The organism is Arthrobacter sp. P1_B11 (genome assembly GCF_056406715.1).
Map to the genome: position 1 here is coordinate 173,309 of NZ_JBFTZQ010000005.1, position 12,481 is coordinate 185,789.

Annotated in this window: 10 protein-coding genes; 7 read left to right on the plus strand and 3 right to left on the minus strand. The window is 65.4% G+C overall.

All coding sequences use genetic code 11. The annotated features are described in order from the left end of the window. The first annotated feature begins 138 nt into the window (after window positions 1-138). Entirely contained in the window at window positions 139-1,599 is a 1,461-nt protein-coding gene (locus tag AC1D14_RS06310; RefSeq protein WP_230119445.1) for an LCP family protein, read from the plus strand. Between the two features lie 86 nt (window positions 1,600-1,685). Here the strand turns inward: AC1D14_RS06310 and AC1D14_RS06315 are convergent, their stop codons facing one another. Continuing rightward, window positions 1,686-3,638 (minus strand): M13 family metallopeptidase, encoded by a 1,953-nt coding sequence (locus tag AC1D14_RS06315; RefSeq protein WP_476968198.1) that lies wholly within the window; start codon window positions 3,636-3,638, stop codon window positions 1,686-1,688. Between the two features lie 254 nt (window positions 3,639-3,892). Here AC1D14_RS06315 and leuA point away from each other — a divergent pair, with 254 nt between their 5' ends. The 3 genes from leuA (at window position 3,893) to AC1D14_RS06330 (ending at window position 7,324) form a co-directional block, all read left to right on the plus strand. Beyond that, on the plus strand, window positions 3,893-5,632 hold the full coding sequence (gene leuA / locus AC1D14_RS06320) for a 2-isopropylmalate synthase (RefSeq protein WP_230119443.1): 1,740 nt from the start codon (window positions 3,893-3,895) through the stop codon (window positions 5,630-5,632). Window positions 5,633-5,723: 91 nt separating this feature from the next. Then, complete coding sequence (recO, locus tag AC1D14_RS06325) at window positions 5,724-6,476, plus strand: DNA repair protein RecO (protein ID WP_230119442.1); 753 nt, start codon at window positions 5,724-5,726, stop codon at window positions 6,474-6,476. A 2-nt stretch (window positions 6,477-6,478) separates the two neighbouring features. Further along, window positions 6,479-7,324, plus strand: a complete 846-nt coding sequence (locus tag AC1D14_RS06330; protein WP_230119441.1) for an isoprenyl transferase — start codon at window positions 6,479-6,481, stop codon at window positions 7,322-7,324. Window positions 7,325-7,375: 51 nt separating this feature from the next. Here AC1D14_RS06330 and AC1D14_RS06335 read toward each other — a convergent pair whose 3' ends face one another. Beyond that, window positions 7,376-8,383: an alpha/beta hydrolase gene (locus AC1D14_RS06335; protein ID WP_230119440.1), complete on the minus strand. Its 1,008-nt coding sequence runs from the start codon at window positions 8,381-8,383 to the stop codon at window positions 7,376-7,378. A 131-nt stretch (window positions 8,384-8,514) separates the two neighbouring features. On the opposite strand from AC1D14_RS06335, the gene AC1D14_RS06340 reads away from it, so the two are divergent. Further along, a complete protein-coding gene (locus AC1D14_RS06340) occupies window positions 8,515-9,588 on the plus strand; it encodes a quinone-dependent dihydroorotate dehydrogenase (protein ID WP_230119439.1) in 1,074 nt (357 codons plus the stop codon). Between the two features lie 140 nt (window positions 9,589-9,728). Here AC1D14_RS06340 and AC1D14_RS06345 read toward each other — a convergent pair whose 3' ends face one another. Continuing rightward, window positions 9,729-10,331, minus strand: a complete 603-nt coding sequence (locus tag AC1D14_RS06345; RefSeq protein ID WP_230119438.1) for a DUF3043 domain-containing protein — start codon at window positions 10,329-10,331, stop codon at window positions 9,729-9,731. A 129-nt stretch (window positions 10,332-10,460) separates the two neighbouring features. On the opposite strand from AC1D14_RS06345, the gene AC1D14_RS06350 reads away from it, so the two are divergent. Both AC1D14_RS06350 and AC1D14_RS06355 read left to right on the plus strand, forming a co-directional pair. After that, entirely contained in the window at window positions 10,461-11,891 is a 1,431-nt protein-coding gene (locus AC1D14_RS06350; RefSeq protein ID WP_230119437.1) for a dipeptidase, read from the plus strand. A gap of 186 nt (window positions 11,892-12,077) precedes the next feature. Beyond that, window positions 12,078-12,467: a HesB/IscA family protein gene (locus AC1D14_RS06355; protein ID WP_230119436.1), complete on the plus strand. Its 390-nt coding sequence runs from the start codon at window positions 12,078-12,080 to the stop codon at window positions 12,465-12,467. Window positions 12,468-12,481 lie beyond the last annotated feature (14 nt).

The following is a 12,481-nucleotide window of genomic DNA, read 5'->3' on the forward strand; positions in this document are numbered from 1 at the left end:
TAGAGGAAGGTACACCCTGTGGTGCTACGCCGCGACAACCGCGCACAGGGGCCAGGCAAACCTGCCCGGCCCGAGCCAGCTGCCCGGCATGCCGAAGACGCCCGCCTGGGCGCTGCCCGGCATTTGAGTATGCGCCACATGCCCCTGTGGCTGAAGGTGACTACCGCCGTCGTCTCCGTCATTCTGATCGGCGGCCTGGCGTTCGCCGGATACTGGTACATCAGGCTGCAGTCCAACATTTCGTCGTCCGCCCTTGGGGCTGGCAACAGCCGCACCGACACTACGGACGACGCCACCGGCAGGCTGCAGATCCTGATTCTGGGTTCCGACACCCGCGACGGCAAGAATTCGAATTACGGCAGCACCGAGGATTCCACCGGCTACGGCAATTCCGACGTCATGATGCTCATGGACATCTCGGAGGACAACAAACGGGTCAACGTCATCAGCTTTCCGCGCGACCTGCTCGTCGACATCCCCAAGTGCACGGACCAGAAGACCGGCAAGCAGTACCCGGCCCGCACCGGCATCATGATCAATGAGGCAATGAAAGAGGCGGGCATCGGCTGCGCCGTGGACACCGTCAACAAGCTGACCGGGATGGAGGTGGACCACTTCATGATGGCCGACTTCAACGCCGTCAAGGAGCTGTCCAACGCCGTGGGCGGAGTGGAAGTCTGCATCAGCGACGCCGTCTTCGATCCCGACTCCCGCCTGCGGCTTCCCAAGGGCAAGTCCCAGGTGAAGGGCGAGCAGGCCCTTGCATACCTCCGCACCCGTCACGCCTTCGGCGACGGCGGCGACCTTGGCCGGATCAAGGCCCAGCAAGGCTTCCTGTCCTCCCTCACCCGGAAGATCAAGGACGACGGCACCCTGTCGGACCCGGTCAAAATGCTGACCATCGCCGACGTCGTGACCAAGAACCTCACCGTCGACAACGGCCTTTCGTCGGTTCCTGCGATGATCACCATCGGCAACCGGCTCAAGAGCATCGATGTCAGCAAGGTGGCGTTTGTCGCTGTGCCGACCGTCCCCGCCACGAACGACCCCAACCGGCTGGAGGCGGCGCAGCCCGCCGCGTCCCAGCTGTTCGCGGCCCTGCGGAAGGACGTCGACCTGACGGATCCCGAGGGGAAGCAGAGCCCCTCGCCGTCGGCCACGCCGAAACCGAGCACCAGTGCTACGCCCTCCGCCACGCCCAAGCCGACCAAGCCCGCGGCGCCGTATGACAAAACACTGCAGCCGGTGACCGTGGCCAACGGGTCGGCGGTGCCTGCACGGACGCAGGAGATCGTGGAGGCCCTTGCCGCCGGCGGATTCACCCAAGTGGGCCAGTTGGAGGCAGAGCCCACGGCGAAGACCATGGTCTACTACGGGGCCGACTTTGCCGACGTGGCAGCGGACGTCGCGGCACTTTTCGGAATCCCTGCCAGCCAGGTGGCGCCGTCGCCGGGGATCGCCGGAGTGCAGATCTACCTCGGTGCGGACTTCGCCTCGGGCACCAAGTTCGGCAAGACAACGGTTCCCAAGGACATCGTCAACCAGACAGCCAAAGAGGCAACCTGCCAGACGGCCAACCCCGAGCTGATCGTTCAGTAGCGCCGCTGGGCGGAGGCGGAGCGTAACCGCCCCCAACTAAAAGTGCCGGGCCCACCAACAGGTTGGCCCGGCACTTTTTTGCGAATTCACCAGATGTTGACGCGTTCCTCCGGGGACATCCACATTCCATCCTCTTCGGAGACGCTGAAGGCGGCATGGAAGGAATCCAGGTTTTTGGCAATGGCGTTCGTGCGGAACTCGTTGGGGGAGTGGGGGTCCGTGGCCAGCCGCCGGATGGCTTCCTCCGGGCGGATCACCTGCCGCCAGCCGGCAGCCCAGGAGGCAAAAAAGCGCTGCTCGCCCGTCAGCCCGTCCAGCACCGGCGGTTCCTGGCCGTCGAGGCTGAGGCGGTACGCCTTGTGGGCGATGGTCAGGCCACCAAGGTCGCCGATGTTCTCGCCGAGGGTCAGCTTTCCGTTGACGGTATGCCCCGGCGCCGCAGAAGGAGACAGCGCATCGTATTGGGCCACGAGCCTGCCGGTCAGGGCCTCGAAGGCCTTGCGGTCGTCCGCGGTCCACCAGTTGCGGAGTTCCCCGGTGCCGTCGAACTGGGACCCCTGGTCGTCGAAGCCGTGGCCGATCTCATGCCCGATCACGGCTCCGATGCCCCCGTAGTTGACGGCGTCGTCAGCGTCCGCGGTGAAGAACGGCGGCTGGAGGATCGCCGCCGGGAAGACGATCTCATTCAGCATCGGGTGGTAATACGCGTTGACCGTCTGCGGGGTCATGAGCCACTTGTTCAGGTCCACGGGCTTGCCCACCTCGTCCAGGTGGCGGTCGACATCGGCGTTGTGAGCACGTTCAACGTTGCCGAGCAGGTCCGCAGGATCGATCACGACAGCCGAGTAATCGATCCACTCCTCGGGGTAGCCGATCTTGGCGCGGAAGGCGCCAAGCTTGCGCAGTGCCTCGGCTTTGGTGTCCTCGCCCATCCACGCCAGATCCGTGATGCTCTGGCGGTATGACTCGATCAGGTTGGCGACGAGGCTCTGCATCCGCGCCTTGTGGCTCTCGGGGAAGTGCCGGGCAACATAAATCTGGCCTACGGCTTCTCCGAGTCCCGCCTCCACGACGGCGACTCCCCGCTTCCAGCGGTCCTTGTTCCGGGGTGTGCCGCTGATTTTGGTCCCGTAGAACGCGAAATTGGCATCCACGAAGGCGGCGGACAGGTAGGGGGCTGCAGAGTTGATGACCCGAAGCGCCAGCCATTCCTGCCAGATGGGCAGGGACTCCGAGACCAGCAGGGCGGCTGCGCCGGCGAAAAAGTCCGGTGTGCTGACCACGAGCTCCTGGCGCTTTTCGGGGACGATGTCCGCCGCGTCGAACCAGGTGTCCAGCAGGGGGAACAGCTCATTGGCCTGGTCAGCGGACTTCAGGTTGTACGTCTTTTGCGGGTCGCGGAGTGTGACGTTGTCCCAGTGGTGCGAGGCAAGGGCGGTCTCCAGGGCCACCACACGGGCCGCTGCGCCCGCCGGATCGGCGATGCCGGCCATGCCGAACATCGTGCCCACGTACTCGCGATAGGCCTGGACTGTCGGCGCGAACTTCTCTTCACGGTAGTAGGACTCGTCGGGGAGACCCAACCCGCCCTGGCCGGTGTACAGCAGAACGCGTTCGGGGTTGCCCGCATCCGGGGCCGGGTAAATGTAGAACAGGCCGGATACATCGGCACGGAACAGGCGGCCGGCCAGGGCAATCAGTTCGCCAACAGTGGACGTGGCGAACACTTCGGCCAGCCGGTTCCGTATCGGGTCCATGCCCTTGGCCTCGATGGCGGCCTCATCCATGAAGCTGTTGTAGAGGTCGCCGATCTTTCGCTCGATGCCGCTGGCGGAAGCCCCCTTGCCTGCGGCCTCCTCGATGATTTCCTTGACGGCCAGCTCTGCCCCGTCGCGGAGCGCGGTAAAGGTTCCTTCCAGGGGACGGTCGTCCGGGATCGTCGTGCTCTTAAGCCATGCCCCGTTCACATGCTGGTACAGGTCGTCCTGCGGCCTTACGCTGTGGTCAATATTGGACAGGGCGATCCCCGAATGTGGCACAGGAGCTCCTTCGATGACGGGCTGCGGCCGGCGCTGGCACCGGTGCAGCGTCTGCATGGTGGACGTTGCTGGAGGTGTTGCTCCTTCATCTTACGCACCCGTGTTACTGTGAAATGGTGCGCGCAGAACTGCTTCTTCTTAGCTGCCGCGGCGAGGCCTCAGACGCGATCTAGCGCAAGGCCCACCCTCGTCGCGGAGTTTGTGTTGCCCGGCCACCCTTTCAAACAGGAACCACAGAAAAGGCCCCGATAGTAATGCGAAACGCACAGAAGCCCTCAGGAATGCCGGTCCACCGCTACGTACCGTTCCAGGACCAGATCACCGTCGAACTGCCGGACCGCACCTGGCCGGACAAGGTCATCACCAAGGCCCCCCGCTGGTGTGCCGTGGATCTGCGCGACGGCAACCAGGCGTTGATCGACCCCATGAGCCCGGCCCGCAAGATGAAGATGTTCGAACTGCTGGTCCGCATGGGCTACAAGGAAATCGAGGTCGGCTTCCCGTCCGCCTCGCAGACCGACTTCGACTTCGTCCGGCAGCTCATCGAAGGCAACCACATCCCGGATGACGTCACCATCCAGGTGCTGACCCAGGCCCGCGAGCACCTGATCGAGCGGACCTACGAATCCCTGGTCGGCGCGAAGCAGGCCATCGTGCACCTGTACAACTCGACGTCGGTCCTGCAGCGCCGTGTCGTTTTCAACCAGGACGAGGACGGCATCCTGGACATCGCGCTCCAGGGCGCACGCTTGTGCAAGAAGTACGAGGAAACGCTGGCGGACACGCACATCACGTACGAGTACTCGCCGGAATCGTTCACCGGGACCGAACTCGAATACGCCATCAGGGTCTGCAACGCGGTCGCGGACATCTTCGAGGCATCCGCCGACCGCCAGGTCATCATCAACCTGCCCGCAACGGTGGAGATGGCCACGCCGAACGTTTACGCCGATTCCATCGAGTGGATGAGCCGGAACCTGCACCCGCGTGAGGGAATCATTCTCTCCCTGCACCCGCACAACGACCGCGGCACAGGCGTCGCTGCGGCAGAGCTCGGCTACCTGGCCGGCGCCGACAGGATCGAAGGGTGCCTGTTCGGCAATGGCGAGCGGACCGGCAACGTTGATCTGGTCACCCTGGGGCTGAACATGTTCGTGCAGGGCATCGACCCGATGATCGATTTCTCCAACATCGATGACGTCCGGCGCACCGTGGAGTACTGCAACCAGCTGCCGGTGGCGGAGCGGGCGCCCTACGGCGGAGACCTCGTCTTCACCGCGTTCTCCGGTTCCCACCAGGATGCCATCAAGAAGGGGTTCGAAGCCCTGGAAAAGGACGCAGCCGCAGCAGGCATGGACGTCAGCGATTTCACCTGGCAGGTCCCGTACCTGCCGGTCGACCCGAAGGACCTGGGCCGAAGCTACGAGGCCGTCATCCGCGTCAACTCGCAGTCCGGCAAGGGCGGCGTCGCCTACCTGCTGAAGAACGAGCACAGTCTCGACCTGCCGCGCCGTGCCCAGATTGAATTCTCCGGCGTCATCCAGCGCCGCACGGACACGGTGGGCGGCGAAGTCAGCGGCGCCCAGCTGTGGCAGCTCTTCCAGGACGAGTACCTGCCATCCGACTCGGCCGACCGCCAGTGGGGCCGGTATTCCCTCGGATCGGTCAAGACTGAGACCGATGAAGAGGGCTCCATGACGCTGCACACCACGCTCACCGTGGACGGCGCCCAGGTCCGGCGCACAGGAACCGGCAACGGCCCCATCGCCGCGCTCCTGGACATCCTCGGCCAGGACGGCGTGGATGTCCGGGTGCTGGATTACAGCGAGCACGCCCTGTCGGAAGGCGGAAACGCCCGCGCCGCCGCCTACGTGGAATGCGCGGTCGGCGAGCGTGTTCTCTGGGGCATCGGCATCGATCCGAACACGAGCATGTCCTCGCTGAAGGCAGTCATCTCGGCCGTGAACCGCGCCGTTCGGGACGCCCAGGCCTGAGAGTCCTGACAGGTGCGCCGCCGCTTTCCTCCGGCGGCGCACCTGCAACCCGGAAAGCAGGGTTTTCCGGCAGACAGTGCGAAGATTAAGCGTGGTCCAACAGTCATTTGCAGCGCGTGCCTACCGCGATGATGCCGTGGTGCTGCGCACCCACAAGCTCGGCGAGGCGGACCGCATCATCACGCTGCTGACGAAGCATCACGGGCAGGTGAGGGCCGTCGCCAAAGGCGTCCGGCGCACCAGCAGCCGCTTTGGCGCCCGCCTGGAGCCGTTCATGGTGGCGGACTTACAGCTCGTGTCCGGCAAGACCCTGGACATTGTCACCCAGGCTGTTGCCAAGGGCGCCTACGGCGGGAACATCGCAGCCGACTACGGCAGGTACACGGTGGCTGCGGCCATGACGGAGACCGCCGAAAAGCTGACAGACGTTGACGGCGAAGCCGGAACCGCCCAGTACAACCTGCTCGTCGGCGCCCTGGCGTCACTCAGCCGCGGGGACCACACACCGGAACTGATACTGGACTCCTACCTCTTGCGCGCCCTCGCCACTGGAGGCTGGGCTCCCAGCTTCACCAACTGCGCGCGCTGCGGTGCGGCCGGGCCCCACACCGCGTTCTCGGCTCCGCTCGGCGGCATGGTCTGCAGCGACTGCCGGCCGCCGGGTTCACCGGCCCCGGCCGCCGAGACGGTCACGCTGCTGGGCGCACTGCTCACCGGAGACTGGACGACGGCGGATTCCTCGGTACCGCTGCACCGGCGGGAAGCCGCGGGCCTCGTGGCCAGTTATCTGCAATGGCACCTTGAACGTGTCCTGAAATCCCTCAAACTTGTGGAGCGTACCTAACAGTGTCCTTGGGAAAGAAGACCACTCCTGCCCGTCGCCGGACCGCCCCGGTGGTTCGCCCCTACCCCCATCTTTCGGGAGCAGTTGCTCCGGCGATCCCGGCCGAGTTCGTGCCGCAGCATGTGGCGATCGTGATGGACGGGAACGGGCGGTGGGCCAACCAGCGGGGGCTGCCCCGCATTGAAGGCCACAAGGCAGGGGAGCCCGCCCTGCTGGATGTCGTGGCCGGGGCCATCGAGCTCGGCATCAAGTACGTCACGGTCTATGCATTCTCGACGGAGAACTGGCGGCGGTCCCCGGAGGAAGTGCGGTTCCTGATGGGATTTAACAAGGACGTGCTGCGGAGGCAGCGGAACCAGCTGGACGAATGGGGCGTGCGGGTGCGCTGGTCCGGCCGGCGGCCCAAGCTGTGGGGGTCCGTCATCCGTGAACTCGAGGAGGCCGAGGCGTACACCGCCGGAAATAGCACGTGCACGTTAACCATGTGTGTTAATTACGGCGGCCGCGCGGAGATAGCGGACGCAGTCTCTGCCATTGCCGAGGAAGTCGCCGCCGGCCGGCTTAAGCCGGGTGCCATCACGGAGAAAACCATCCAGAAGTACCTCGACGAACCGGACCTGCCCGACGTCGACCTTTTCCTGCGCAGTTCCGGCGAGCAGCGGCTGTCCAACTTCATGCTTTGGCAGTCTGCGTACGCGGAGTTCGTTTTCCTGGACACGCTCTGGCCGGACGTGGACCGCCGCACCCTCTGGGATGCTGTGGGAATCTATGCACAGCGGGACCGCCGCTACGGCGGCGCGGTGGATGCCGCGAAGAATCCGGTGGCCGCCGCCAACCAGCCGGGGTAGGACTTCAGCGGCACGGGGGAGGAGCTGTCCTGTTTACCCGTTCCCCTTCGGTCACGGCAGCCGGCCGTCGAAGGTTTCGTCCTCCGCCGCGTAGCCGCGAATCCACGTGGCCAACCGCCGGTACGCGTCCGTGCGCACCTCGGTACGGGACAGGAAGACGTCGTGCAGGGCGCCGTCGATGCGTTCCACGGTCACGCTCCGGCCCAGCGAGAGGGCACGGACGGCGATGACGTTGACGTCCAGCACGGCGTCGGTCCTGCGCATTGCCTCGGTCCAGAACGGACCGTTGGCGCTGGCACCGGAAATCACGACCAGAATGGGAACCTCGATGCGGAGGCCGCGGGCAACCTGTGTGTGGCCGGCAAGGACGGCGCTCAGCCAGCCGGCCCGGACCGGGAAGGCCATGGGGGGCCGGTACTTGTCGTCCAGGGTCCATTCGCCCTCGGCCGAGCTGCTGATGCTCCGCCAGTAGAAGCCACGCTCGGGCAGCCGGAGCACAGCTTCCGGCCGCAGCCGGGCGAGGGGTTCGACCATGGTCCGGGCGGCCCTGCGGACCAGCGAGCTGCCGTGCATTTCCAGCCAGGGACTGTTCAGGACAAGCTGCGAAACCCTGCCCGGGTTGCGGCTCACCCACAGGGCTGCGACAAGGCCGCCGGTGGAATGTCCCATCAGGACAAGCGACATGGGCGCCGTGGGCCGCACGTCCGAAATCATGCTGAGTGCGGTGTCGATTTCCGCGTCATAGTTCCCCAGATCGGCAACGTACCCGCCGTGCGTAGCGGGCTGCAGGCTGCGGCCGTGGTTGTGCATATCCAAGGCAAAGAACTCAAAGCCCTGGCCATCCCAGAAACGTGCCAGCTCCGCGTTGAAAAAATAATCACTCCAGCCATGGAGGAAAAGCACCGCGCGGTGTTTGGCTGCCGGCCCAACATCTGCGGTGCCGTCCTTCTGCGGGGCATAGCGGACGAGCGTTGCGGTGCGCGTGACGCCGTCACTGCCGGTGGCATCAAAGGCACAGGACTCGAAGCCGCTGCCCAGGATATCGCTCTGCCACTCCATGGCACCAGCCTAGACTTTCCGGTCAGGCCCCGCGGCCGCAGCCGCGGCGGCAGAAGGCGCCTCCGCCGTGGCGCGCAGCCTTGTGTCGGGGCTGGTTTGGTCTCCACCGCCGAAGACGGAAAACTAGAGGCATGCGCGTATATCCGACTTTCTTCAGGCTGGCCTTTTCATGGATGGACGCCGAACGCGCCCACAAAATCGGATTCAAGGGCATCCGCCTGGCCCATACCACCGGCGCCGGGCGCCTGCTGGCACGCTTTACGGCCCCGCCCGCATCCCTGCAGACGAGCGCTTTTGGGCTGACGTTCCCGTCGCCGTTCGGGCTGGCCGCCGGCTTTGACAAGGAGGGCCACGGTATCGAGGCCCTGACCGAACTCGGTTTCGGCCACGTCGAGGTGGGGACCATCACCGGCCGCGCCCAGCCTGGCAACGAAAAGCCGAGGCTTTTTAGGCTTATCGATGACCGGGCAGTCATCAACCGGATGGGGTTCAACAACGACGGCGCCGCGGCGGTGGCACCCCGCCTCAAGTCTGCCCGGGCTGCCCTCCAGCGGCGGCATCCCAAGGTGCGCCCGCTCATAGGGGTGAACATCGGAAAGAGCAAGGTGGTGGAACTTGAGGACGCCGCGGAGGACTACCTGATCAGCGCGCGCAGCCTTGCTCCGGCAGCGGACTACCTGGTGGTGAACGTCAGTTCCCCGAATACGCCGGGCCTGCGGCTCCTGCAGAACGTGGAAACGCTCCGGCCGCTCCTGGCAGCGGTGGGGGAGGAGTCCGACAAGGCGGCCGGACGCCACGTGCCGCTGCTGGTCAAGATCGCCCCGGATCTCAGCGATGAGGATGTGGACGACGTCGCGCGGCTTGCGCTGGATTTGGGCCTGGACGGCATTATCGCCACTAATACGACCATCGGACGCACAGGCCTCACGGCGGAGCCGGAAAGGATTGAAGCGTGCGGCGCGGGCGGCCTCTCGGGTGCTCCGCTGAAGGCCCGTTCACTGGAGGTATTGCGCCGGCTCAAAGCCGCCACCGACGGCCGGCTCACGCTGGTATCCGTGGGCGGCGTGGAGACGCCCCGGGATGTCCAGGACAGGCTGGACGCCGGTGCCACCCTGGTCCAGGGGTACACGGCCTTCCTTTACGAGGGGCCCTTCTGGGCAGCGCGCATTAACAGGCAGTTGGCAAAAAGCCGGCGCGGGGCCTGACACTGCCCCGTCCGGGGCGTCCGATAGGGACCAACAGCAACGCTGTCACGGGAATGCAGCAGCCCCCGGCGGTAATACCGCCGGGGGCTGCTTCATTCTGAATCACGGCCGGGAACAGGGCCCGGAGAAATCGGAGGGGTTCACGACGGGTACTGGCCGCGCCGGACCTGGGGCTTGGGGAGGCGCAGCTTCCGGAACTGCAGGGAGCGCATTGACCCGTACCAGACAGTGCCGCGTTCCACGTCTCCGAACTTCTCGGTGAGCCGCTTACGCAGTTTGCGGGACAGGATGAACACGTCCACGAAGACGGCCAGGAACATGACCCAGAACCCGCCCAGGACGTAAATCATCTGTTCACTCGTGGACGGCACCAGCAGGGAGATGATCACGAAGACCAGTGCGCCGAACATGAGGTACTCGCCGAGGCTGAACCGCGCGTCCACGTAGTCGCGGGCAAACCGTTTCTGCGGCCCTTTGTCACGGATCGGGAGGAACTTCTCGTCGCCGGTATCGAGCGCTTGGCGCATCTTCAGACGCTGGTCCTGGATGGCGGCACGCTCTGCCGCCTTCGAGGCCTTGCGGTCCTCGGGCACCAGCGGCCGCTTGCGGGCTGCCTCCTGGGCCTTGCGCTTGGGCGTGGGCACACCCTTCCCGGCAGCCTCGGCCTGCCGGGAAGCTGCCTCGGCAGCTTGTTGGTCTACTACATCCTGCGCCGCTGGCGCTTCCTTTTTACGTCCGAACACGGAAACAGAATACCTTGCAGGGCCGGACTGCCCGTCATGCGGCCGGACAGGCAGAGCCGCAGGTGACGCGGGCGGCGTGGGGTCGGGGCGTTATTTGTTGTGGTCTGTGACACAGGTAGTGTTTTGGCCATGACTTCACCATCAGCGGCGACCCCGCAACAATCTGTCGGTTCGGTGGCCGGCGTCGACACGGACGCCCTTCGGAACGCCGTCAGCGCAGCGTTTGGGACCACCATGTCCCAGCTGAAAGACCTGGTCAGTATTCCCGGTATTGCCTGGCCGAGTTTCGATCCCGCGCACCTTGACCGCAGTGCCGAGGCCGTTGCCGCCCTCGTGCGGGGCGCCGGCCTGGGTGACGTCCGGATACTTCGTTGCGACAAGGAGGATGGAACCCCCGGGGGGCCGGCCGTGGTTGCACGCCGCGAAGCGGCGGACGGCAAGCCGACCATCCTGCTCTATGCCCACCACGACGTCCAGCCGCCCGGCGATCCTGCGCTGTGGGAGTCAGAGCCGTTCACCGCCGTCGAACGCGACGGCCGTCTGTACGGTCGCGGGGCCGCTGACGATAAAGCGGGCATCATGGCCCACATCGCAGCCTACGGAGCCGTGACCCAGGTGCTCGGCGAAGAATTCGGGCTTGGTGTGACGCTTTTCTTCGAAGGCGAGGAAGAAGCGGGCTCACCGACCTTCCGGACGTTCCTGGAAACACACCGCGAGCTGCTCCGGGCCGACGTCATAGTGGTGGCCGACTCCAGCAACTGGAGGGTGGGGGTTCCGGCGCTCACCACCAGCCTCCGCGGACTGATCGACGGAACCATCGACGTACAGGTCCTGGAGCATGCAGTGCACTCCGGGATGTACGGCGGACCCGTGCTGGATGCGCCCACACTGCTGTCCCGCCTCATTGCGACCCTCCACGATGCCGAGGGGAGCGTGGCCATTGAGGGTCTTGTGGGCCGCGACGAAGCCACCGTGGACCTGACCGAGGCGGAATTCAGGGCGGACGCCTCTGTGCTCGACGGCGTGAAGCTGGCAGGCAGCGGGAGCATCGCATCGCGGATGTGGACCAAGCCGGCACTTTCCATCATCGGCTTCGATGCGCCTGCCGTTGACGTAGCTTCGAACACACTGCTGCCCAGGGCACGTGCGAAGTTCAGCCTCCGGCTGGCCCCCGGCCAAGTGCCGGCAGACGCCATGGAGGCAGTCCGCCGCCACGTCGAGACCCACGCGCCGTTCGGTGCCAAGGTGCTCTTCACGCCCGGGGAGAGCGGCAACGCCTACCTCACGGACCGGAGTTCGGCTGCTGCGGCATTCGCCATGTGGGCGCTGGGGGAGTCGTGGGGCGTACCGGCAGTGGAAATGGGCATCGGCGGTTCCATTCCGTTCATTTCTGACCTGACGGACCTCTACCCGGAGGCCCAGATCCTGGTGACGGGAGTGGAAGACCCAGATTCCCGGGCCCACTCGGCCAACGAGTCACTCCATATTGAAGACTTCCGGAATGCAGTCGTGGCCGAGGCGCTGCTGTTGGCACGCCTCAACAGCGAGGGTCTCGGCTGACCTCACGGGTCCTGACGGTTGCCTGGCGCGGCCATTGCGGGAACAAGTCGGGGATGGCCACGGTTACGCCTGCAGTTAGAGCTACGCGTCTGATCGACGTAGCATGTAGCTATAGCCCATACCGTTTCCGTAGGGGCAGGCACCGTGCATGCGGGGCCGCCAGGACCGTCGTTAGAAGGTAGGCCAATGAGCACTACGACCAATGAAAACAGCACCGAATCCACCGGCACGGCCAGTGCCGAACTGGCGAGCCACGAGGTTCAGCTGACGGACGTTGCCGCAGGCAAGGTCCGCAGCCTCCTTGAGCAGGAAGGCCGTACCGACCTCCGCCTTCGCGTTGCCGTGCAGCCGGGCGGCTGCTCCGGACTGATTTACCAGCTCTACTTCGACGAGCGCCTCCTCGAGGGCGACGCCGTGCGCGACTACGACGGCGTCGAGGTCGTTGTCGACAAGATGAGCGTGCCGTACCTCAGCGGCGCCAGCATCGACTTTGAAGACACCATCTCCAAGCAGGGTTTCACCATCGATAACCCCAACGCAGGCGGATCGTGCGCCTGCGGCGATTCATTCCACTAGCGGGCCCGCTTGCC

Coding starts and splice junctions, on each gene's coding strand:
- AC1D14_RS06335 (WP_230119440.1), bottom strand. CDS start 8,383: ATGGAGTGGCAGAGCGATATCCTGGGCAGCGGCTTCGAGTCCTGTGCC.
- leuA (WP_230119443.1), top strand. CDS start 3,893: ATGCGAAACGCACAGAAGCCCTCAGGAATGCCGGTCCACCGCTACGTA.
- AC1D14_RS06355 (WP_230119436.1), top strand. CDS start 12,078: ATGAGCACTACGACCAATGAAAACAGCACCGAATCCACCGGCACGGCC.
- AC1D14_RS06340 (WP_230119439.1), top strand. CDS start 8,515: ATGCGCGTATATCCGACTTTCTTCAGGCTGGCCTTTTCATGGATGGAC.
- AC1D14_RS06350 (WP_230119437.1), top strand. CDS start 10,461: ATGACTTCACCATCAGCGGCGACCCCGCAACAATCTGTCGGTTCGGTG.
- AC1D14_RS06310 (WP_230119445.1), top strand. CDS start 139: ATGCCCCTGTGGCTGAAGGTGACTACCGCCGTCGTCTCCGTCATTCTG.